The organism is Massilia sp. Mn16-1_5 (assembly GCF_004798585.1).
Lineage (GTDB): Bacteria > Pseudomonadota > Gammaproteobacteria > Burkholderiales > Burkholderiaceae_D > Telluria.
This window is the reverse complement of the sequence record NZ_PPXQ01000027.1, coordinates 25,279-46,026: the sequence shown is the minus strand read 5'-3', so window position 1 is coordinate 46,026 and position 20,748 is coordinate 25,279. Positions and strand designations below refer to the sequence as shown.

The window sequence follows — 20,748 nt, the reverse complement described above, 5'->3', positions numbered from 1 at the left end:
GGCGCCAGCTCGGCCGCATAGTCCAAGTTAAGTTGAAGAGCCATAATAAAAAACGGATTCATGATTGAACATGAATCCGTTTTAGCTCTTGCGGCGCAGAGATCAATGCCTTAAGTGACTGGCATTAGCCCGAAGGCGGCTTTCTTTCCCAGCAGATGCAGCCAAATGGCTGCAAGCGATTAACGCTTCGAGAACTGCTTGGCGCGACGTGCTTTACGCAGGCCGACTTTCTTACGCTCGACTTCACGGGCGTCACGGGTGACGAAACCGGCACGTGCCAGGTCGCCCTTGAGGCCTGCGTCGTAGTCGATCAGAGCGCGGGTGATGCCGTGACGGACGGCGCCAGCCTGGCCCGATTCGCCACCGCCGTGCACGTTGACCTTGATGTCGAAACGCTCGACGTTGCCGGTCAGTTCCAGCGGCTGACGGATCACCATCAGGCCGGTTTCGCGCGAGAAGTAATCAGCAGCAGGCTTGCCGTTCACGATGATCTGGCCGGTGCCAGCTTTGATGAACACGCGAGCGACTGCACTCTTGCGACGGCCGGTGCCGTAGTTGTAGTTACCGATCATGTCAGTTCCTTAGAGGGTCAGTGCTTGTGGTTGCTGTGCTGCGTGCGGGTGGGTACCTTCCGCGTACACTTTCAGCTTCTTGATCATGGCGTAGCCCAGTGGGCCCTTAGGCAGCATGCCTTTGACAGCCTTTTCCAGGGCGCGGCCCGGGAAGCGCTGTTGCATTTTCAGGAAGTTGGTTTCGTAGATACCGCCCGGGTAGCCCGAGTGACGGTAGTAGGTCTTCTGGGTGGCTTTCGTGCCGGTCACGCGCAGCTTGCCTGCGTTGACGACGACGATGTAGTCACCGGTATCGACGTGCGGAGTGAATTCTGGCTTGTGTTTGCCGCGCAGTCGGAGTGCCACTTCGCTGGCAACACGTCCGAGGACCAAGTCCGTCGCGTCAATCACGAACCAGTCGCGCTGGACTTCATGGCCCTTAGCGGAAAAAGTTTTCATGTTGACTTCCTAATATAGGTAAATTGCTCAAATGGCGGTTCCGCAATTGTTGCTGCGGACTCTTCCTTATTATCTTTTCCAGAGCAAATGGAAAGCCAGCGATGATACCTCAACTGACTACTCTCGGTCAAGACAGCGCCATGGCGCCTGTGGCATCCCGGCCTCCTTCCCTGCCGATTCCGGACCATAGGATGACATTCAACAAGCAAACCCTTGCGTAGCTGGCTAGACTCAGCTCAACCATTCCCAGGCGAAACAACTTGTTGACGATAGAAACGATAGCAAATTACTATTGATCAACTATCTGAGGAGTCTTCGTGAACCCACGTTTTATCCTGTCCTCCCTGCTGGCCCTGCTGTGCGCGGCCGGCACGGCGGCTGGCGCAGCGGCCGCTCCCGAGCCGGCACGCCCGGCGGCGCCAGGCGCACCGGCGGCCCGCGGCTGCCACCTGCCCGGCAGCGAAGATGCACTGCGCTGCTTCGCCATCTCCGTGCCGCTCGATTACGCCAAACCGGCCGACGCCAAGCTGAAGATCCACGTCACCGTCGCGCCAGCCTTCCGTGAAGGCGCCCGGCCCGACCCGCTGTTCGTGCTGGCCGGCGGCCCCGGCCAGGCCGGCAGCGACGTCATCGTGACCCTGAATGCCGCCTTCCGGCGCGTGCGCGCGACGCGCGACATCGTCTTCATCGACCAGCGCGGCACCGGCCTGTCGGGCAAGCTCGATTGCGAAAGCCGTCCCGAACACGAGACGATGAGCGACGCCGAACAGGAAGCCGAGATCCACCGCTGCATCAAGAACAGCCGCATCCCGTTCGCCGCCTACACCACGCTGAACGCAGCGCGCGACCTCGAGCAGGTCCGGCGCGCGCTCGGCTACCAGAAAGTCAACGTCTGGGGCGGCTCCTACGGCACCCGCCTCGGCCAGGCCTATGCCCGTGCCTATCCCGCCAGCGTGCGCGCGCTGATCCTCGACGGCGTCGCCGCGCCCGACCAGGTCATCCCGGCCGGCGGACGCGACGGCCAGGCCGCGCTCGACAAATTGTTCGAGCACTGCGCCAAGGATGCCGGCTGCCACAAGGCCTATCCGAACCTGCGCGCCGAGTTCGAGAGCCTGGCCGCGCGCGCCGATGCCGGCATCAAGCTTTCGCTGAGCGATCCGCGCACCGCGAAGCCGGTCAATATCACGATGTCGGGATCGCGCTTTGCCAGCACCGTCCACAGCATCCTGTATTCCCCGGCCGACGCCCGGCGCCTGCCCTTCCTGATCCACAGCGCGTACCAGGGCCGCTGGGAACCCTTCGTCGCGCGCCAGAACCTGATGGGCGACTTCGCCGGCGACGAGGGCGGCATGGCCTTCCTGCTGCACCTGGCCGTGGTCTGCGCCGAGGACGTGCCGCGCATGACGGCAAGCCTGATGAAGGACGAGGATGCGCTGATCACGCGCCCCTGGGCCGGACGCATGCCGGCCATGTGCAAGTCGATGAACGTGCCGCCGGTGCCCTACGCTCCGCCCAGCATGATCGAGGCGCCCGCCCTGCTGCTCTCGGGCGCACTCGATCCGGTCACGGCGCCGCGCCGCGCCGAAGCCGCCGCCCGTTACATGCGCAGCGCGCGCCAGGTGGTGGTGCCGAATGTCGGCCACGGCGTCTCGCAGCTCGGCTGCGCGCCGCGCCTGCTCCGCGAATTCCTCGACAAGCCGGGCGCCGCGCTGGACGCCAAATGCCTGTCCGAGATCCCGCCTCCGACCTTCCAGCTCGGCAGCGCCGGGCCGCAACCCTGAATCGAGTCTCTTATGACGAGTTTAAGATGATTAATGTTCACGATGTACGTAAGCAGTTCGGCGACGTCCAGGCCCTCGGCGGCGTCAGCTTCAGCGCGCGCGACGGCCAGATCACGGCCCTGCTCGGCCCCAACGGCGCCGGCAAGACGACGCTGCTGCGCACCCTGGTCGGCCTGCTCAAGCGCGACCACGGGACCATCGCCATCGACGGCGTCGACCCGGAACGCGATCCGCTCGCGGTGCGCCGCAACATCGGTTTCCTGACCGACCAGTTCGGCCTCTACGAGCGCCTGTCCACGCGCGAATACCTGAGCTATTTCGGGGAACTGAACGGCATGGGCGGCGCGGCGCTCAAAAGCCGCATCGACGAAGTCTCGGACCTGCTGTCGATGGACGACATCCTCGAGCGCCGCACCAAGGGCTTCTCGCAAGGACAGCGCATCAAGGTGGCGCTGGCGCGCACTCTGCTGCACCGCCCGCGCAACCTGCTGCTCGACGAACCGAGCCGCGGCCTCGACGTAATGAGCACGCGCGCGCTGCGGCGCGCCTTGTCAAGCCTGCGCGAAGACGGCTGCTGCGTCATCATGGCCACCCACGTGATGCAGGAAGTGACGCACCTGTGCGACGACGTGATCGTGATCGCCAAGGGCCACACGGTAGCCCAGGGCACGCCGCACGAGCTGTGCCGGCGCACCGGCATCCAGAACCTGGAAGACGCCTTCGTCAGCCTGGTCGGCGAAGAAGGGATCGCAGCATGAAGCCGGCCTTCCTGATCGTCTTCCTCAAGGAGATGCGCGAGACCCTGCGCGAAAAACGCACCGTCGGCCTGCTGGTGCTGTTCACGGTAATGTATCCGGTGATGTTCGGCATCCTGATGCAGCAGCTGATCGACCGCGCCACCCGCTCCGAACGCGAAGGCATCGAGCTGGCGGTGATCGGCGCCAGCCAGGCCCCGACCCTGATGGCCCAGCTCAAGCAGAAGAACATCACGGTGCGCGAGAGCGCCCCGCTGGACGAGCCGGCCATCGAAGCCCTGCTCCAGAAGGGCAAGGTCGTGGGCGTGCTGCGCCTGTCCGACAAATTCACCGAGAACTACGCGGCAATGCGGCCCGCGCGCATCGAGCTGTGGTACGACTCGGCCGCCGAAAAGAACGGGCAGCGGCGCGAAGTCGAGGACGTGCTCGAGGCCTATGGCAGCAACGTGGCCAGCGCGCGCCTGCTGGCGCACGGCGTGTCGCCGGCGACGCTGGCGCCGATCCAGGTGCAGCGCTACGACACCGGCACCAATGCCTCGCGCTCGGCGGGCCTGATCGGCGGCATGCTCAGCATGCTGTTCTTCCCGGCCTTCTTCTGCGGCATGTCGGCGGCCGTGGACAGCACCGCCGGCGAGCGCGAACGGCGCTCGATGGAAGTGCTGATGGCGCAGCCGGCGCGGGCCTGGGAAATCGTCACCGGCAAGTGGCTGATGGCCGGCACCCTGGCCCTGGCCGGCCTCACGCTCGAACTGCTGCTCGCGCACGTGGTCCTGGGCTGGTTGCCGCTGGAAGAACTGGGCATGTCGTGGAGCCTGAACTGGCTCGACATCACCCTGATCTGCGTGGTCGGGCTGCCGCTGGCGCTGCTCGCGGCGGCGCTGCAGATTGCGCTGGCCATGAACGCCAAGTCGTTCAAGGAAGCGCAGAGCACCCTGAGCTTCGTGCTGCTGCTGCCGATGCTGCCGGGCGTCGTGGTCTCGATGATGGAACTGAAAACCTCGCTTTGGATGTACGCGGTGCCGATGCTGTCGAACCAGACGCTGCTGCGCGAAGTGTCGAAGGGCGTCGACGTCGGTACCTTGCCCTATGTGCTGACCTTCCTCAGCGCGGCACTGCCGACGCTGGCCATCGTTGCTTTTGCCAGCTGGCGCATGAAGAGCGAGCGCTACGTGCTGGCGGTATAAGGGCCTGCCCGGCACACCGGCCGGGGCTGTCCTACAATAAGCCTTTTAGCGCGGAGAACGTACATGGAAGTCAAAGTCAGCTGGAACGGCCCCTCGGGCATGAGTTTTCGCGCCCAGACCGGATCGGGCCACATGGTGGCGATGGATGGCGCGCCCGAAGGCGGCGGCCACAACCTGGCTCCGCGGCCGATGGAGATGGTGTTGGTCGGCACCGGCGGCTGCACCGCCTACGACGTGGTCCTGATCTTGAAGCGCGGCCGCGAGAACGTGCTCGGCTGCGACGTCACCCTGCAGGCCGAACGGGCCGAGACGGACCCGAAGGTATTCACCAAGATTAACTTCCACTTCGTGGTGACGGGAAAGAACCTGAAACCGGCGGCCGTGGAGCGTGCTGTAAAACTGTCGCACGAGAAGTACTGCTCGGCTTCCATCATGCTGGCGGCGACGGTGGAAATCACGCATTCGGTCGAGATCGTCGAAACCGCGTAGTAATGAGACGCCCGGGTATGCACCGGCACGAACGCGCGGGCATGCCCGCCCTACGTTACGCGACGGCCACGGACTGTTGCGCACCGTAGGGCGGGCATGCCCGCGCGGATGTTTGCATCGCGTTGGCCGCTGCTTTTACTTATAAATAATACGCCGTGGTCGTCATGACCTTGGCCATCGCCCGCATCGCCAGCTTGACCGGCACCGGCATCTCGGCCGCGCCCAACGATTGGGCGGCGTCGCCGTGGGCGACTTCATCCTGGCGCATCTGTTCCACGATCGCGCGCGACTTGGCGTCGCCGGCAGGCAGCGTCTCGAGGTGGCTGTTCAGGTGGGCTTCGACCTGGCGCTCGGTCTCGACCACGAAGCCGAGGCTGCGCGCGTCGCCCAGCTTGGCGGCGATCGTGCCCATCGCGTAGGCGCCGGCATACCAGAGCGGATTCAATACGCTCGGCTGCGAGCCGAGTTCGGACAGGCGCTGGGCGGTCCAGGCCAGGTGGTCTTCTTCTTCGCGCCCGGCCTGCTCGAACTGGGCGCGCATGCCCGGGCTCTGCGCGTGGCGCGCCTGCGAATCGTAGAGCGCCTGGGCGCAGACTTCGCCGACGTGGTTCACGCGCATCAGGCCGGCGCTGTGGCGCTGCTCGCGCTCGTCGAGTTCGCAATCGACGGTATTGGCTGCCGGGTTGGCGCGCGACGCCGAGGCCACGCCGCCGACGACGCGCAAGGCCTTGTCGAAGCCGACGATCAGGTCGTCGAGTGGACTGATGAAAGGATGGGCTCGCATAAAGTTCTTTCGTCGCGGGAAAACCACATTATATGCGCCGTGCTTGCCCTCTGCCGCGCAGCTGGGACTGGACGCCTGCTCCCGCTTTTCTGCACTCTGGCCGGCCGTTCGCACCGTGCGTCGCACGGGTCCGCCCGAGTCAGCCATTAGGGCATACAATGCAGGCGTCAAAAAAGGCTTGGCGGAAACGAAAAATGCGCCATGCAAAAGTTCACCTGGAGTCCGCATGGAATTACGCATCCGCAATTTGTCCAAGACCTACGCCAACGGCGTGGTCGCCCTGGACAAGGTCACGCTGAACATCCCGCCGGGGATGTTCGGCCTGCTGGGGCCGAACGGCGCCGGCAAGTCGACCCTGATGCGCATCCTCGCCACGCTGCAGGAATGCGATGCCGGCTCGGTCTTCCTCGACGATATCGACGTCCTCGACGAAAAGGACGAAGTGCGCCGCATGCTCGGCTACCTGCCGCAGGATTTCGGCGTCTACCCGAAGGTCACCGCCTACGAGCTGCTCGACCATTTCGCCCAATTGAAAGGCATCGCCAGCAAGGGGCGGCGGCGCGAAGTGGTGGACGGCCTGCTCCAGCAGACCAATTTGTTCGAAGTGCGCCACCAGAAGCTGGGCACCTTCTCGGGCGGCATGCGCCAGCGCTTCGGCGTCGCGCAAGCCCTGATCGGCGACCCGCAACTGATCATCGTCGACGAGCCCACCGCCGGCCTCGATCCGCAGGAAAGGGTGCGCTTCCATAACCTGCTGTCCGACATCGGCGCCGACAAGACGGTGCTGCTGTCGACCCACATCGTGTCCGACGTGGCGGATTTGTGCGCCAACATGGCGATCATCAACAAGGGCCGCGTGCTGCTGTGCGGCGAGCCGGCGCGCCTGATCGACGACATCGAGCCGCACATCTGGGCGCGCTTCGTCGACAAGGCGGACCTGCCGCTGTTCCAGAAGCAGCACACGGTGATCTCGACGCGCCTGCGCACCGGCCGCACCCTGATCCACGTGTATGCCGAAAACGATCCGGGCATGGGCTTCGAGGAAACCCAGGCCAGCCTCGAGGATGTGTATTTCGCCACCATCGCCGGCCGCCACGAGTTCCAGGCCGGGAACTGCTGAACGATGGCCGCGCTGCTTTCCATCGTCCGCTTCGAACTGCGCGGGCGCTTCAGGCAGGTTTCGACCTGGCTCATCTTGTTTGCCTTCATCGCCCTGGCGATGCTGTGGACGGCCGCCGCCGGCGGTGTCTTCAAGGATAACGTCGTCGCCTTCGGCACCCGGGTGCTGATCGACGGGCCACGCCAGGTGGCGCTGTCGGTCGCCTTCCTCGGCTGTCCGGCCGTCGTCGTGATGGCGGCCATCATGGGACGCTCGGTCCAGCAGGACTTCGAGCACGGCATGCACCACTTCTTCTTCAGTGCGCCGATTTCGAAAGCGGCCTATGTGTTCGGGCGCTTCCTCGGCGCCTGGCTGGCGCTGGCCTTCCTGTTCGCCGCGATCCCGTTCGGCGCCTGGCTCGGCAGCCTGTTGCCGGGCATCGACGCCGAACGTGTCGGCGCCGCCAGCGTGCAGGCCTACGTCCTGCCCTGGCTGCTCACGCTGTTGCCCAACCTGTTCATCTTCGGCGCGATCTTCTACGTGCTGGCGGCGCTGACGCGGCGCATGCTGCCGGTCTACGTCGCCAGCATCGTCCTGATGGTCGGCTACACGATCGCGCCTTCTCTGGCGCGCGACTTCGACTATAAAACCCTGGCCGCGCTGATCGATCCCTTCGCCACCACGTCGCTGCTGCGCCTGACCGAATACTGGCCGACCGCCGAACGCAACGCGCGTCCGGTCCTGCTCGAGGGCGTGTACCTGGCCAACCGCCTGATCTGGTGCGGCTTCGGTCTCGTCGTCCTGCTGCTCGGCTACTGGCGCTTCCACCTGGTGGGGCTGCTGGAGTCGCGCGGCTTCGAGCCGCGCGGCCCGAGCGACGCCGCACCGGTCCTGTCGCAGGCCGCGGTGAATACGCGCGAACGGCCCGACTTCGCGCGGCGCAGCCTCACCCGGCTGCTGGCGCAGGAAGCGGCGCTGCACCTGCGCCAGTCGGTGGCGACGCTTCCCTTCGCACTGATCGCGCTGGCCGGCATGGCCCTGATCGCGGTCGGCAGCTTCGACCTCGGCCACCTGCACGGCGCGCGCACCTATCCCGTCACCTGGCAGATGCTCGAACTGGTCGGCGCCGTGTTCTCGACCTACATCCTGGTCGTCACCGCCCTGTATGCGGGCCAGCTGGTGTGGCGCGAACGCGATGCGGGAACCGGCCAGCTGTTCGACGTGCTGCCGGTGCCGGGCTGGCTGGCGCCGCTGGCAAAAACCCTGGCCCTGGTGGCGATCCAGGCGCTGCTGCTGTTCGGCGCGATGCTTACCGCGATGCTGTGCCAGCTGCTGCGCGGTTATTTCGGGCTGGAGCCGGGCCTGTACCTGCAGACCCTGTTCACGATCCTGCTGCCGCAATACGTGTTATTGGCCGTGCTGGCGGTCGCGGTGCAGGCGCTGTGCGGCCGCAAATACCTCGGCTACGCCCTGCTCGTGGTCCTGGTGGTGGCGGCCATCGCGCTGCAGGGACGCGGCTACGACCATCCGCTGCTGGTCTACGCCAGCTTCCCGCAGCTCGACTACTCGACCATGAACGGCTACGGCTACCAGCTGCTGCGCGAACGCATGCTGCTGCTGTACTGGGGCGGTGCCGCCCTGATGCTGCTGGTCGCCGCCGTGGTGCTGTGGCCGCGCGGCGTGAACGCCGAACTGCGCAGCCGCCTGCGCCTGGCGCGCCAGAGCCTGACTCTGCCCATCCTCGCCGCCTTCGGCACCGGCCTGCTGGTGTTCGCCGCGACCGGCGCCCTGCTCTGGTACGAGCTGGACGTGGCCGGCAACTACCGCACGGCGCGTGCGCTGGAAGCGCGCAGCGCCGCCTACGAAACCCTGTATCGCCGCTACGCCCGGCTGCCGCAGCCGCAACTGACCACCGTCGACCTGCGCGTCGACCTGTATCCGCGCAGCCGCACCCTGGCGGTGCAGGGCCATTACCAGTTTGAGAACCGCAGCGGCGCGCCGCTGTCCGACCTGATCCTGTACCAGCAGCCGGGCATGGACATCGCAAGCCGCCTGTCGCAGCCGGCCAGGCTCATTACCAGCGACCGCGAACGCGGCTTCTTCCACTACCGCCTGGCGCGGCCGCTGGCGCCGGGTGCACGCATGGCGCTGGCCTTCGAACTGAGCGCGGCACCGGGCGGCCTGCTCGGCATCGGCAGCGATACGCCGGTGAGCGCGAACGGCAGCTATCTCACCAGCGAGGCGCTGCCGCGCATCGGTTACCAGGCCGCGGCCGAACTGATCGATCCGCGCGACCGCCGCCGCCATGGCCTGCCGCGCAGGACCGCGCCGGTTGCGGCGCCGGCCGGACAGATCGCCTTCAGCGCCGTCATCGGCACCGCCGTCGACCAGGTGGCGGTGGCGCCCGGCACCCTGGAACGCGAGTGGATCGCCAGCGAGCGGCGCTACTTCCACTACCGCTCCGACGGCGCCATGCCCATCGAATACGCGATCGCCTCGGCGCGCTATGCGGTACGCCACGAGCGCTGGCAGGACGTCGCCATCGACGCCTATTTCACGCCCGGCCACGAGGCCAACGTCGAACGCCTGCTGCGCGGCGCCAGCGCCGCCCTCGACTACGGCACGCGCCAGTTCGGCCCCTACGGCCAGCACGACCTGCGCCTGGTCGAGACGCCGCGCCAGAGCGGGCGGGCGCAGGCCTTCCCCGGCATGCTGGCCCTGCCGGAGCACGGCGCCTTCATTGCGCGTGCCGACGGCAAGAGCGGCGGCAGCATCGATTACCCTCTCTACACGGCGGCCTACACCACCGCGCACCAATGGTGGGCGCGCCAGCCGGGCGGCGCCCTGCTGGCCGATACCCTGGCCGAATACACGGCGCTGATGGCGGTGCGCCGCACGGCCGGTAGCGCGGCGATGCGGCGCTACCTGCGCGAGGACATGCGCTCCTACCTGGTCGGCCGCGCACTGTCCGCCAGTCGCGAACGGCCCCTGCTCGACTACGTGGACGAGACCTGGCTACGCCGCAGCAAGGGCGGACTGGCGCTCTACCTGCTGCAGGACGTGCTGGGCGAAGAACGGGTGAACGGCGTGCTGCGCAACCTGGCGGCGCGCACCGGTCCCAAGCCGTCCGACATGGCGACGCTGGCGGCGGCCTTGCGCGCGGTGGCGCCGCCGGACAAGGCCTACCTGGTGCGCGACCTGTTCGAGGACATCGTTCTGTACGAGAACCGCGCCGATAGCGCTGTCGCCCGCCCGCTGGCCGACGGCCGCTTCGAAGTCACGCTGCGCGCCAGCGCCGCCAAGCTGCGCGCCGGCGCCTCGGGCGAACAGGATCTGCCGCTGGCCGACTATATCGAATTCGGCGTCGACGACCGTGCAGGCAATCCGCTGCTGCGCGAACGGCGCCTGGTCACAAGCAAGAACCAGACTTTGAGCTTTGTCGTGACAGGCCGTCCGGGACGGGCCGGCATCGACCCGGACCACAAGCTGATAGACAAGAAGCCAACGGATAATATGGTTGTTGTCGACAACGAGTAAAACTCGCGTTAATATCGAACTCACTATTCTTGTGAGGTTTACCGATGTCGACCATGCTTGCCGAAGTGTGCGAAAAAATCCAGCTCCTGAATGCCGACGAAAAGCATGAGGTGCTGCGCATCCTGTTGCAAGACATCGATGGCCCCGCCGACCAGGATGCCGACGAAGCGTGGCGCGACGAAGTCGTGCGGCGCGTGAAGGCGATCCGCAATGGCGAAGCCGCGATCCGCGCGCTGCAGGATTGGCAGGAGTGAGCCCTTCGGCCAGGGACGCCGCGATGCGCGCGACCTGGTCTTATCCGAATCGGGTAACGGTATAAACAGAATACCGAATAACACCGAACAAAAAAACCGCGATCCGAGGATCGCGGTTTTTTTATGTCCCCTTGCAGGGATTACTTCTTGGAAGCGGCGGCGCGCTTGGCAGCCGGCTTGGCGGCGGCTTTCTTCGCAGCCGGCTTGGCGGCAGCTTTAGCCGCCGGCTTCTTCGCCGCCTTGACCGCGGCGGCTGCGCCCTCGCCTTCACCACCCTCGGCATCGTTCGCCGCTGCGGCCTTGCCCTTGGCTGCCGGCTTGCCCTTGCGTTCCTCGAACTCGAAGCTGATCTTGCCGTCCTTGGCGCGCGTCAGGTAAGCCTTGAACGGGCGGCGCGTACGCTGCGAAACGAAGCCCGGCAACAGGTCGGTCTTGCCCTCGTTGAGGAGCTTGGCCATCTGCTCGGGCAGGATTTCCTGCTGCAGGATGATGCGGCCGCTGCGGAAATCGCAGGTCTTCGGCTTGGTCACGCTCTTCTCGCAGACATAGGCCAGGCCCATCTCGTAGACGCCGCCGAAGCATTTCGGGCACGGTCCCAGCGCGGTCTGGCCGGTGAAGTCGACGCCTTCGCCCTCTTCGCCCTCGGCCTGGTCCTGGCCGAAGTCGAATTCCAGCTTGAAGTTGCCGATTTCCTCGTCGCGCACGATGCGCAGGATGGCCGCGAACGGACGCCCCATCTTCGAACGGAAGCCCTGCAGCGGACCGATGGTGCGCTTCTCCAGCAGCTCTTCGACTTCCTCGATCTCGAACTGGCGGCTGCCCGGCGTCTTGCTCATCGAGAAGTCGCACTTGGTGCAGGCGAAGCGGCGGTAGTTTTCCTTGACCACGCCGGCGCAGTTCGGGCACGGCGTCTTCAGGGTGGCGTACTCGCCGGGAATCGTGTCGTTGTCGTATTCCTTGGCGCGCTTGACGATGATTTGCGTCATCTGCGCGATCTCGCGCATGAACTCTTCGCGCGAAATCTTGCCCTTCTCCATCTGCGACAGCTTGTATTCCCACTCGCCGGTCAGTTCCGGCGCCGTCAGTTCGTTGACGCCCAGGCCGCGCAACAAGGTCATCAGCTGCGACGCTTTCGCCGTCGGGATCAGTTCGCGTCCTTCGCGGATCAGGTATTTCTCGGTCAGCAGGCCTTCGATGATGGCCGCGCGCGTCGCCGGCGTACCGAGGCCCTTGCCGGCCATCGCGTCGCGCAGTTCATCGGAGTCGACCAGCTTGCCGGCGCCTTCCATTGCCGACAGCAGCGTCGCTTCGCTATAGCGCGCAGGCGGTTTCGTGACCAGGCCGTTGGCGGTGATCTTGTCGGTCAGGACCTTCTCGCCTTTCGCCACCGGCACCAGCGTGGCGCCGTCCTTGTCGTCGCCCGTGGTGTCCTTGCCGTAGATGGCCAGCCAACCGGGGTTGGTCATGACCTTGCCCTCGGTCTTGAACTGGTGGCCCGAGACTTCGGTGAAGCGGGTCGTGACCAGGAACTCGGCCGGCGGGAAGAAGACGGCCATGAAGCGGCGCGTAACGAGGTCGTACAGCTTTTGTTCCGGCTCGGTCAGGTTCTTCGGCGCGACACCGGTCGGGATGATCGCGAAGTGGTCCGAGATCTTGGTGTTGTCGAAGATGCGCTTGTTCGGCTTGACCCAGCCGTTCTTGCTGATCTGCTTGGCGAACTGGTGGTAATTATGGTTCTCGGCCAGCGATTCCATGGTCGACTTCACGGTGCCGATGTAGTCCTCCGGCAGGTGGCGCGAATCGGTACGCGGATAGGTCAGCACCTTGTGCTTTTCGTACAGCGCCTGGGCCAGGCCCAGGGTGTTCTTGGCCGAGAAGCCGAAGCGGCCGTTGGCCTCGCGCTGCAGCGAGGTCAGGTCGAACAGGGCCGGCGCCATCGAAGTGGTCGGCTTCGATTCCTCGGTGACGACGCCCTGCTTGCCGCGGCAGGCGGCGGCGATCGAATCGGCGGCCGTCTTGCTCCACAGGCGCTCGGCGCGCTTTTCCGGATCGTTCTCGTCCTTCTTGAAATTCTGGTCGAGCCAGCGCCCTTCGTAGACGCCGGCGGCGCACACGAATTCCGCGCGCACTTCCCAGTAATCGCGCGGAACGAATTTCTTGATCTTTTCCTCGCGCTCGACCACGATCGACAGGGTCGGCGTCTGCACGCGGCCCACGGTCGTCAGGTAGAAGCCGCCCTCCTTCGAGTTGAAGGCGGTCATGGCGCGGGTGCCGTTAATGCCGATCAGCCAGTCCGCTTCCGAACGGCAGCGCGCGGCATCGGCCAGCGGCAGCATTTCCTCGTCGCTGCGCAGGTTGCGGAAGCCTTCGCGGATCGCGGTCGGCGTCATCGACTGCAGCCACAGGCGCTTGACAGGCTGCTTGGCCTTCGCGTTCTGCGCGATCAGGCGGAAGATCAATTCACCTTCACGGCCCGCGTCGCATGCGTTGATCAGGGTGGAGACATCCTTGCGTTTGATGAGCTTGTTCAGCACCTTGAGGCGCGATTCCGTCTTGGCGATCGGATTCAGCGCGAAGTAAGGCGGAATCATTGGCAGGTGAGTAAAGCTCCATTTGCCGCGCTTGACGTCGTATTCCTCGGGCACCGCGATTTCCAGCAGGTGGCCGACGGCGGACGACAGGATGTATTCGTCGTTTTCGAAATACTCATCGTGCTTCGTGAAGCCGCCCAGCGTCTTCGCGATGTCGTTCGCGACAGATGGCTTCTCGGCGATGATGAGGGTTTTGGTCATAGGGTTCTCGTCTTACTTATATATATTGTTTGGCCTGCGCATCATACATGCTTTAGCGAAACGGTCAGCAACGCGACACGATCTAATGTCTTAGTAGTAACAGTCTTAAATGAGCGGCCAATGATAAGCGCGTTATCGCGCTGTTCGCAAGTAGGCTCTGCACCTTCCTTGTGCAGCGCGCCATTGGGTGCACGGCCGTGGCGCGCCCGCAACGCGAGCATATATCTTAATGGTGGGCGCTTTCCTACAGCCTCGCATCCGGCATTCCGATACAAGCAGACCGGGTCGGCGCGCATGATCGGCCCTGTTGGCGCCCACGCGCCGTTTCAGGAGGATCGACCATGAGCGACAAACACAAGGGCATGGTAAACGAGCACGGTCGCAGTGTCCGGCGCGAAAAGATGGTGCCGGTGGCGCCCGAAAGCCAGCAGGGCAAATCGCCCGGTTCCGGTGCGGGCAACCGCCAGTCGGATGTGGGGCTCGGTTCGCAGGCCGGCAAGATGCAGGCGACCGACGCCGGTTCGCGCGGCGGGCCGGGCTCGCAGAGCGGCGGCCGCAGCGCACGCCAGCAGGGGCAACGAATGCAGGCCCAGGCGGAAGCGGACCGGCTCGGCATGTCGCAGCAGTCGGGCGCCGGCGGCCTCGAGCAGCGCCAGCATGCCGGTTCCCAGGAATCTGGCCTGGGTGCGGGATCGCAGCAATCGGCCGGCGCCGGATCGGGCGGACGCGGCCATCCGGAGCAGCCGGGTTCGGACTACGGCGCCGGGCTGGCGGGCACGGACAAGAAGCGCTGAGTCGTCCGTGGCTTCCCTGGCTGGCACGACAGCCGGCCAGGGACATGATGTTGCCAATTAAATCGCTTGCAATTAGATCGCGCGCGATCTAAACTGCATGCATGACAAGCAAATCCGCCAAGAACGACGCGCTGTTGCGCCTCGACAGCCAGCTCTGTTTCGCCCTGTACTCGGCCAACCTGGCCATGACCAAGGTGTACCGGCGCCTGCTGGCCGACCTGGGCCTGACCTATCCGCAATACCTGGTGATGCTGGTGCTGTGGGAAGGCGACGGCGTCACCGTTTCCAGCCTGGGCGAGCGCCTGTTCCTGGATTCGGCCACGCTGACGCCGCTGCTCAAGCGCCTGCAGGCTGCCGGGCTGGTGGTGCGCGAGCGCGGCCTCGAAGACGAGCGCCAGGTGCTGGTCAGCCTGACGGACGCGGGACGCGCGCTGCGCAGCAAGGCGCGCGCGGTACCGGAAGGCGCGTTTTGCGCATCCGGTTGCAAGCCCGAGGAATTGCAGGCGATCCGGCGCGACCTGGAACAGTTGCGCGCCAGCCTGGCGCAACACAGTTAAGCGGCTTGCGGCCCTGCCTCTGGCGGCAGGGCCGGATTGTGCAGTACACCTGCGCGCATTTAAGTAGTGCGCGATTTAATCGACAGCGATCCGCCTCGTGGTGCGGCGCTGCCTTTTCATGACCACGCTTTTGGAGAACAACATGTCCCTCGAAAAAACCTTGTATGTCGCCCACGCAACCGCCACCGGGGGCCGCGACGGCCGCGCCGTGTCGTCCGACGAGCAACTCAACGTCTCCCTGTCCACGCCACGCGAGCTGGGCGGCGCGGGCGGCGCCGGCACCAATCCGGAACAGCTGTTCGCAGCCGGCTATGCGGCCTGCTTCATCGGCGCGCTGAAATTCGTGGCGGCAAAAGAAAAGGTGGCATTACCGGCCGATACCTCGATCGCAGCCGACGTCGGCATCGGCCCGCTGCCGACCGGCTTCGGTATCGAAGTGACACTGAACGTCTCAGTTCCCGGCATGGCGCGCGAGCAGGCCGACGCGCTGGTGCAGAAGGCGCACGTGGTCTGCCCTTATTCGAACGCGACGCGCGGCAATATCGATGTGACGCTGAATATCGTCTGATCGAGGCGCAAAAAAAACTCCCGCCGTGCGGGAGTTTTTTTTATCGATTCTTAACTCGTCACCATCGCTCAGTGCAACTGGCGCGGAATCTGTTCATCATCGGAACCGAACAGATCGTCGAAGATCAGCGCATCCGGTTCCTTGTTCTGGCTCCACATCATCATCAGCACGATGATCTTCAGCTTGCTCAGGGTGACAGGCGATTCGTCCACCGCGAGCGCGCGCTCGATGACGATTTCGCGCTGCAGCGGCGTGAGCAGCTTGGCGCTTTCGAGGAACTGGATGAAACCGATCGCGGCGCTGCCGAGCTCGTTGTATTCCTCGTCCACATAGTAGCGCGTGCCGGTGGAGGCGACGACGTCGGCCAGCTCTTCGCCCGCCATTTCAGTAAGACCCGTAAGCCAATCGATGGCTTCGCAAATCTCGAAGTCGTCGAAACCGACGGCGGAGAGTTTGCGTGCCAGTGCCGCCGGCTCGGGGCAGGCTTCGGGACGATAGTACGTCTCGTAGAGATAGACCAGGATGTCGAACATAGTGACGCTACTGTAGCAGCTAAGCTCGTACAGGTACAAGCTTGCTGCGTGTGTGCGCATCCCTGGAAGAAATTTCGTCGTTTTTCGGCCTTATCGGTTCATATAGGCTTGTGAGTAATTATCGAAAACATGCGTCTTTTTAATATTCTATTCGGGGCGCATTAAACGATTACTCTTTGCACTTTTCCGCCTGGCAGACGTTCGATCATGCCGGCCATTTCGAGCGCCAATAAACCCATGCTTAATTGACCGATGGTCGTATCGAGTCGTTCCAATAAGGCGTCGACATCGAGTGCTTCGTGTCCGAGTTGCGCAAGCAATTCCGTGCAATTGGATTCGGTCGGCAAAGCCTGCGTGCCGGAAGGCGTAGTGCTTGCAAGCGGCGACATCTGTATTGCTTCGAGCACTTCGTTCACGGTCTCCACGAGACGGGCGCCGTCGCGTATCAGTTGATGGCAACCCTTGGCCAGCGGCGCATGAATCGAGCCTGGCAAGGCGAACACCTCCCTGCCCTGTTCGGCGGCCACGCGCGCGGTAATGAGCGAACCCGATTGCGCAGCGGCCTCGATCACGAGCACGCCGGAAGACAAGCCGCTGATGATGCGATTGCGGCGCGGGAAGTTACCGCTGGTGGGCGGCGTGCCGAGTGCGTACTCGCTGACGATGCAGCCCTCATTGGCAATGCGTTCGGCGAGTGCGCGATTGCGCGTCGGATAGAACAGGTCGGCGCCGGTGCCGACCACGGCGATCGTGGAGCCGGTGCCGCGCAATGCGCCTTCGTGCGCCGCGGCATCGATGCCCAGCGCCAGGCCGGACACGACGCAGACACCCGCATCGGATAGCGCCCCCGCGAAGGCGCCCGCATTCGCCCTGCCCTGCGCGGTGGCATTGCGGCTGCCGACGATGGCCAGCGCCGGACGCGCGAGCAGCTCGATGCGCCCTCTTATATAGAGCAGCAGCGGTGGATCGGGAATGTTGGCGAGTGCTTGCGGGTAAGCCGCGTCGCCCAGTACCAGCACATCGTGCATCGGCGCCGCGAGCCAGGCGAGCGTGGTGTCGATCAATGTGCGCGTGGCGCTTGAAGGCGGCGCGCACAGCGTGCTCGCCAGCGCCGGTCCTACGTACGCAGCCAGCGCGGCGTGGCCGGCCTGAAAAATGGCCCGCGGCGTACCGAAGGCCTCGAGCAGCTGGTGCGCAGTCCGCAGCCCCACCCCGCGTGCGCCGTCCAGGCGCAGCCAGTCGGTGAGCAATGCAATACGGCTGGCGGGGATGGGGTCCGTGTCCTGCACGGTGGATTTACTCCGGTGATTTCGCCACGTCGCCGACTTCGACCGGCGCCGTCACTTGCATGATCAGGCCGTAGGAAACGCGCCCGAACACTCGGAAGATGAACAGGCTGCCATATTGTTCATCGGGAAGCTTCATCGTGGCCCGCTTCAATCCGAAGAATCCCTTGCTGCCTTCCGGATCGGCGACCACCTTCCCGAAATGATAGAGCTGCAAAACCGAGCCGACATCGAGTCCGTCAATCGAACCACGGTTGACAGTGACGACCTGGCTCTGCCCGGCGTAGGTGACGCCGGAATAGATCGACATCACGCGCGCGTCGATGTTGGTTTGCGGCGCATGCGGCACGTAGTTGCGCACGGCCGGCGGCGGCGCCGGGATCAGGCGGTCGCCGACGCCCATCTCGCTGACCGAGCTCGAGACCGTCATCGTGTGCACGTCGACGCCGGGCACGGCCGCTTTCACCAGTTTCACGGTGCCGACATAGGCGGCCTCGTGCGCCAGTACGGCGCCGGTCTGCGGATCCTTCAAGGCGGTGCCCGGACGGAACACCTGGAATTCGGTGGCGCCCTGCAGGTCGCCGCGCACGTAGACGCGGTCGCCCGTGCCGAGGTAGAGGTGGCCTTCCTGCGAGGCGGCGATGCGCGGCGCGCTGGCCAATGCATCCTTTTCGATCACGAGCGGCTGGGTGAGATAAGGTTCGATCGCGCCGGCGGGAATCGCGTCGATCGCGCCGCGCTCCAGGCCTTCGCTGCGTACCTGCGGCGACAGGCGCAGCAGGGGCGCATCGCTGCCGTCGTCGCCGCTGCCCGGCTTGTTTAGCGAGAGGCGGCCGCGTGCGCGGTCGAAGTAGACGATCTGGCCCGGATAGATCCAGTGCGGGTTGCGGATTTCTTCACGGTTCATGCCCCAAACCTGGGGCCAGCACCAGGGATGCTCGAGGAAGGCGCCCGAAATATCCCACAGGGTATCGCCCTTGACGACGCGGTGCTGGTCCGGCGCGTTCGGTTTGAAGCGGCATTCGGCAGCCTGGACAGGGCCGGCGAAGGCACACGCGACGAGCGCTGCGGCTGCAGCGCGGGTCACGACTGTGCTAAAATTTTTCATTGAAGACGTCCGTAAAATGCGGCATTGACAACGGAATTGCTGGCTGCGCCAATCGCTCGGCCAGCCACGGCGCAAGAGACAGAAGGCTCGCACTCCCGAACCGCACCGGCGGATCTGAAAAGAGTTGCCCAACTGAATCAAATTCTGCACACAAATCCTTGAACTAGCAAGACAAACCGCGTCCTGCTCCCCCGGCGATGTGTTGCATTCCTGCCCCTGCGCCCCGATCTGCCGGCTGTCTAACCATCCCCCTTATAAAACTACTATTACTGAACACGCTGATATGGCCCTCCTGAAGATCCTGCGCTATCCCGATCCACGCCTGCACAAGATTGCCGCGCCCGTTACCGAATTCGGTGAGCGCCTGGCCAAGCTGGTCGCCGACATGGCCGAGACCATGTACGACGCCCCCGGTGTCGGCCTGGCCGCGACCCAGGTCGACGTGCACGAGCGCGTGGTCGTGATCGACGTGACCGAAACGCACGACAATCTGCTGGTCTTCGTCAATCCGGAAATCACCTGGGCCAGCGAGGAAAAGCAGGTCTACGACGAAGGCTGCCTGTCGGTGCCCGGCATCTACGACGGTGTCGAGCGCCCTGCGCGCGTGAAAGTGCGCGCCCAGGATGCAAAAGGCGACACCTTCGAGATCGAATGCGACGGCTTGCTGGCGGTCTGCATCCAGCACGAGATGGATCACCTGATGGGCAAGGTTTTTGTGGAATACCTGTCGCCGCTGAAGCGCAACCGCATCAAGGCCAAGCTGCAGAAGGAAGAGCGCGGCATGGAACGCGAGGCGGCCCTGAAAGCCGCCAACCGCCGCTACTAAGGCGGCGCCGATGAAAGTCGTCTTCGCCGGCACGCCGGAGTTTGCCGCCTGCGCCCTGCGCGCCCTGATCGATGCCGGTTTCACGATTCCGCTCGTGCTCACGCAACCCGACCGCCCGGCCGGACGCGGCATGCAGCTGCAGGCCTCCGCAGTCAAACAGGTGGCGCTGGAACACGGCATCGAGGTGCTGCAGCCGCTCTCGCTGCGCATGGATGCCAAGGACCCGCAGCGCGCGCAGGAAGCACAGGCGGCCCATGAGCGCCTGGTATCGCTCGACTACGACGTGATGGTGGTGGCCGCCTATGGCCTGATCCTGCCGCGCAGCACGCTCGACATCGCGCCCTGCATCAACATCCACGGTTCGCTGCTGCCGCGCTGGCGCGGCGCCGCGCCGATCCACCGCGCGATCGAAAGCGGAGATGTAGAAACCGGCGTGACCATCATGGGCATGGAAGAAGGCCTGGATACCGGACCGATGATGCTGATCGAGCGCATCGCCATCGAGGACGCCGACACCACCGGCAGCTTGCACGACAAGCTGGCCGCGCTGGGCGCGTCGATGATCGTCGAGGCCTTGCGGCGCATGGAACGCGGCGAATTGCCGGCCACGCCGCAGCCGGAAGCAGGCGTGACCTATGCGGCCAAGATCAGCAAGGACGAGGCGAAGCTCGATTTCAGCCTGCCCGCAGTCCAACTGTGGCGCAAGCTGCGCGCCTTCAACCCCTTCCCCGGGGCGCAAGGCATCGTCAACGGCACGGCAATCAAGTTCTGGAACGCCGAGTTGGCGCAAGGAAAAGGCGAACCGGGACAAGTCCTGGCGGCCGACGCGGGCGGCATCGTGATTGCCTGCGGTGAGGGTGCGCTGCGTGTGCTGCAGTTGCAGAAGCCGGGCGGCAAGCGCCTGGCGGCAGGGGAATTCCTCAACAGTTTCCCGCTGCAGGGAATGCGCTTCGCATAAATAAAAACGCGCCCGTTGGGCGCGTTGCAAGCGTTGACGCTATTCAGTTACCGCCGGACTCCAGGGCGCGCTGGGCATCCATGTGCTCACGCAAGACCTGGTTGATGCGGGTCTGGTAACCTGGACCGGCTGCCTTGAACCAGTCCAGCATGTCGACGTCGAGGCGGATCGTCACGATCTGCTTGGCGCCGGTTGGCGCTGCTTTCTGCTCTACCGCTGGCATGTGGCTCTGCAGCGAAGGCTGGTCCCAATCGGGTTCGTACTCTTTGTTCATGCTATCCATCCCGTGTTAATACGTGCCGTGGGTCTTCACGGCGCATATTTATATTGTCGTCCCTGTATGTATCCATGAAATTGCAAAATCGCCGGGTTTTGTAACGTCGTGTAACAAGTGGATGCATAAACACATAACGATACAATCTGCGCCGACCGG

20 protein-coding genes are annotated in these 20,748 nt (G+C 64.6%); 12 read left to right on the top strand and 8 right to left on the bottom strand.

The genetic code is table 11. From position 1 onward, the window contains the following. Nucleotides 1–179: 179 nt before the first annotated feature. Nucleotides 180–572 carry a 30S ribosomal protein S9 gene (rpsI, locus tag C2862_RS23355; protein ID WP_136223188.1) on the bottom strand — a complete coding sequence of 131 codons (393 nt, stop codon included), beginning with the start codon at nucleotides 570–572 and terminating at the stop codon, nucleotides 180–182. Between the two features lie 9 nt (nucleotides 573–581). Beyond that, nucleotides 582–1,010: a 50S ribosomal protein L13 gene (gene rplM, locus C2862_RS23350; RefSeq protein WP_136223186.1), complete on the bottom strand. Its 429-nt coding sequence runs from the start codon at nucleotides 1,008–1,010 to the stop codon at nucleotides 582–584. Between the two features lie 317 nt (nucleotides 1,011–1,327). Between rplM and C2862_RS23345 the strand changes: the two genes are divergently transcribed. The 4 genes from C2862_RS23345 (at nucleotide 1,328) to C2862_RS23330 (ending at nucleotide 5,219) form a co-directional block, all read left to right on the top strand. Next, nucleotides 1,328–2,791 (top strand): alpha/beta fold hydrolase, encoded by a 1,464-nt coding sequence (locus C2862_RS23345; RefSeq protein WP_229467574.1) that lies wholly within the window; start codon nucleotides 1,328–1,330, stop codon nucleotides 2,789–2,791. A gap of 26 nt (nucleotides 2,792–2,817) precedes the next feature. After that, a complete protein-coding gene (locus tag C2862_RS23340; RefSeq protein WP_136223184.1) occupies nucleotides 2,818–3,549 on the top strand; it encodes an ATP-binding cassette domain-containing protein in 732 nt (243 codons plus the stop codon). Next, complete coding sequence (locus C2862_RS23335) at nucleotides 3,546–4,730, top strand: ABC transporter permease (protein ID WP_136223182.1); 1,185 nt, start codon at nucleotides 3,546–3,548, stop codon at nucleotides 4,728–4,730. The genes C2862_RS23340 and C2862_RS23335 overlap by 4 nt, the downstream gene beginning before the upstream one ends. A 63-nt stretch (nucleotides 4,731–4,793) precedes the next feature. Further along, a complete protein-coding gene (locus tag C2862_RS23330) occupies nucleotides 4,794–5,219 on the top strand; it encodes an OsmC family protein (protein WP_136223180.1) in 426 nt (141 codons plus the stop codon). 139 nt (nucleotides 5,220–5,358) lie between these two features. Here C2862_RS23330 and coq7 read toward each other — a convergent pair whose 3' ends face one another. Further along, the gene (gene coq7, locus C2862_RS23325) at nucleotides 5,359–6,003 is read right to left on the bottom strand and encodes a 2-polyprenyl-3-methyl-6-methoxy-1,4-benzoquinone monooxygenase (RefSeq protein WP_136223178.1); all 645 of its coding nucleotides are present in this window, start codon (nucleotides 6,001–6,003) and stop codon (nucleotides 5,359–5,361) included. Between the two features lie 226 nt (nucleotides 6,004–6,229). On the opposite strand from coq7, the gene C2862_RS23320 reads away from it, so the two are divergent. From C2862_RS23320 to C2862_RS23310, 3 genes are read left to right on the top strand one after another with little or no spacing between them, the layout of a single operon-like run. Then, nucleotides 6,230–7,123: an ABC transporter ATP-binding protein gene (locus C2862_RS23320; protein ID WP_136223176.1), complete on the top strand. Its 894-nt coding sequence runs from the start codon at nucleotides 6,230–6,232 to the stop codon at nucleotides 7,121–7,123. Nucleotides 7,124–7,126: 3 nt separating this feature from the next. Beyond that, a complete protein-coding gene (locus C2862_RS23315) occupies nucleotides 7,127–10,639 on the top strand; it encodes an ABC transporter permease (RefSeq protein WP_136223174.1) in 3,513 nt (1,170 codons plus the stop codon). Between the two features lie 44 nt (nucleotides 10,640–10,683). Continuing rightward, complete coding sequence (locus C2862_RS23310; RefSeq protein ID WP_136223172.1) at nucleotides 10,684–10,893, top strand: addiction module protein; 210 nt, start codon at nucleotides 10,684–10,686, stop codon at nucleotides 10,891–10,893. A gap of 140 nt (nucleotides 10,894–11,033) precedes the next feature. Here the strand turns inward: C2862_RS23310 and C2862_RS23305 are convergent, their stop codons facing one another. Continuing rightward, on the bottom strand, nucleotides 11,034–13,685 hold the full coding sequence (locus C2862_RS23305) for a DNA topoisomerase III (protein WP_136223170.1): 2,652 nt from the start codon (nucleotides 13,683–13,685) through the stop codon (nucleotides 11,034–11,036). Nucleotides 13,686–14,026: 341 nt separating this feature from the next. Between C2862_RS23305 and C2862_RS23300 the strand changes: the two genes are divergently transcribed. From C2862_RS23300 to C2862_RS23290, 3 genes are all read left to right on the top strand, one after another. Next, nucleotides 14,027–14,479, top strand: coding sequence for a hypothetical protein (locus C2862_RS23300; RefSeq protein WP_136223168.1), 453 nt, complete (start codon nucleotides 14,027–14,029; stop codon nucleotides 14,477–14,479). A 101-nt stretch (nucleotides 14,480–14,580) separates the two neighbouring features. Further along, nucleotides 14,581–15,036, top strand: coding sequence for a MarR family winged helix-turn-helix transcriptional regulator (locus C2862_RS23295; protein ID WP_136223166.1), 456 nt, complete (start codon nucleotides 14,581–14,583; stop codon nucleotides 15,034–15,036). 142 nt (nucleotides 15,037–15,178) lie between these two features. Further along, nucleotides 15,179–15,604, top strand: coding sequence for an organic hydroperoxide resistance protein (locus tag C2862_RS23290; RefSeq protein ID WP_136223164.1), 426 nt, complete (start codon nucleotides 15,179–15,181; stop codon nucleotides 15,602–15,604). Nucleotides 15,605–15,672: 68 nt separating this feature from the next. Here the strand turns inward: C2862_RS23290 and C2862_RS23285 are convergent, their stop codons facing one another. From C2862_RS23285 to C2862_RS23275, 3 genes are all read right to left on the bottom strand, one after another. Continuing rightward, complete coding sequence (locus C2862_RS23285) at nucleotides 15,673–16,137, bottom strand: DUF494 family protein (protein WP_136223162.1); 465 nt, start codon at nucleotides 16,135–16,137, stop codon at nucleotides 15,673–15,675. Between the two features lie 161 nt (nucleotides 16,138–16,298). After that, nucleotides 16,299–17,426 (bottom strand): DNA-processing protein DprA, encoded by a 1,128-nt coding sequence (gene dprA / locus C2862_RS23280; RefSeq protein WP_136223160.1) that lies wholly within the window; start codon nucleotides 17,424–17,426, stop codon nucleotides 16,299–16,301. A gap of 7 nt (nucleotides 17,427–17,433) precedes the next feature. Beyond that, nucleotides 17,434–18,531 (bottom strand): LysM peptidoglycan-binding domain-containing protein, encoded by a 1,098-nt coding sequence (locus C2862_RS23275; protein WP_136223158.1) that lies wholly within the window; start codon nucleotides 18,529–18,531, stop codon nucleotides 17,434–17,436. A 283-nt stretch (nucleotides 18,532–18,814) separates the two neighbouring features. On the opposite strand from C2862_RS23275, the gene def reads away from it, so the two are divergent. Next, nucleotides 18,815–19,357, top strand: a complete 543-nt coding sequence (gene def / locus C2862_RS23270; RefSeq protein ID WP_136223156.1) for a peptide deformylase — start codon at nucleotides 18,815–18,817, stop codon at nucleotides 19,355–19,357. 10 nt (nucleotides 19,358–19,367) lie between these two features. Beyond that, nucleotides 19,368–20,315 carry a methionyl-tRNA formyltransferase gene (fmt, locus tag C2862_RS23265; protein WP_136223154.1) on the top strand — a complete coding sequence of 316 codons (948 nt, stop codon included), beginning with the start codon at nucleotides 19,368–19,370 and terminating at the stop codon, nucleotides 20,313–20,315. 43 nt (nucleotides 20,316–20,358) lie between these two features. On the opposite strand, the gene C2862_RS23260 is transcribed toward fmt, so the two are convergent. Further along, complete coding sequence (locus tag C2862_RS23260; RefSeq protein WP_136223152.1) at nucleotides 20,359–20,589, bottom strand: BrnA antitoxin family protein; 231 nt, start codon at nucleotides 20,587–20,589, stop codon at nucleotides 20,359–20,361. Between the last annotated feature and the right edge of the window lie 159 nt (nucleotides 20,590–20,748).

What these genes read in the sequence shown, in the direction of transcription:
- C2862_RS23330 (WP_136223180.1), top strand. Translation starts at nt 4,794, where the DNA reads ATGGAAGTCAAAGTCAGCTGGAACGGCCCCTCGGGCATGAGTTTTCGC.
- C2862_RS23335 (WP_136223182.1), top strand. Translation starts at nt 3,546, where the DNA reads ATGAAGCCGGCCTTCCTGATCGTCTTCCTCAAGGAGATGCGCGAGACC.
- C2862_RS23305 (WP_136223170.1), bottom strand. Translation starts at nt 13,685, where the DNA reads ATGACCAAAACCCTCATCATCGCCGAGAAGCCATCTGTCGCGAACGAC.
- C2862_RS23315 (WP_136223174.1), top strand. Translation starts at nt 7,127, where the DNA reads ATGGCCGCGCTGCTTTCCATCGTCCGCTTCGAACTGCGCGGGCGCTTC.
- def (WP_136223156.1), top strand. Translation starts at nt 18,815, where the DNA reads ATGGCCCTCCTGAAGATCCTGCGCTATCCCGATCCACGCCTGCACAAG.
- C2862_RS23295 (WP_136223166.1), top strand. Translation starts at nt 14,581, where the DNA reads ATGACAAGCAAATCCGCCAAGAACGACGCGCTGTTGCGCCTCGACAGC.
- C2862_RS23275 (WP_136223158.1), bottom strand. Translation starts at nt 18,531, where the DNA reads ATGAAAAATTTTAGCACAGTCGTGACCCGCGCTGCAGCCGCAGCGCTC.
- C2862_RS23300 (WP_136223168.1), top strand. Translation starts at nt 14,027, where the DNA reads ATGAGCGACAAACACAAGGGCATGGTAAACGAGCACGGTCGCAGTGTC.
- rpsI (WP_136223188.1), bottom strand. Translation starts at nt 572, where the DNA reads ATGATCGGTAACTACAACTACGGCACCGGCCGTCGCAAGAGTGCAGTC.
- C2862_RS23285 (WP_136223162.1), bottom strand. Translation starts at nt 16,137, where the DNA reads ATGTTCGACATCCTGGTCTATCTCTACGAGACGTACTATCGTCCCGAA.
- C2862_RS23310 (WP_136223172.1), top strand. Translation starts at nt 10,684, where the DNA reads ATGTCGACCATGCTTGCCGAAGTGTGCGAAAAAATCCAGCTCCTGAAT.
- C2862_RS23320 (WP_136223176.1), top strand. Translation starts at nt 6,230, where the DNA reads ATGGAATTACGCATCCGCAATTTGTCCAAGACCTACGCCAACGGCGTG.
- fmt (WP_136223154.1), top strand. Translation starts at nt 19,368, where the DNA reads ATGAAAGTCGTCTTCGCCGGCACGCCGGAGTTTGCCGCCTGCGCCCTG.
- C2862_RS23340 (WP_136223184.1), top strand. Translation starts at nt 2,818, where the DNA reads ATGATTAATGTTCACGATGTACGTAAGCAGTTCGGCGACGTCCAGGCC.
- rplM (WP_136223186.1), bottom strand. Translation starts at nt 1,010, where the DNA reads ATGAAAACTTTTTCCGCTAAGGGCCATGAAGTCCAGCGCGACTGGTTC.
- coq7 (WP_136223178.1), bottom strand. Translation starts at nt 6,003, where the DNA reads ATGCGAGCCCATCCTTTCATCAGTCCACTCGACGACCTGATCGTCGGC.
- C2862_RS23260 (WP_136223152.1), bottom strand. Translation starts at nt 20,589, where the DNA reads ATGAACAAAGAGTACGAACCCGATTGGGACCAGCCTTCGCTGCAGAGC.
- C2862_RS23290 (WP_136223164.1), top strand. Translation starts at nt 15,179, where the DNA reads ATGTCCCTCGAAAAAACCTTGTATGTCGCCCACGCAACCGCCACCGGG.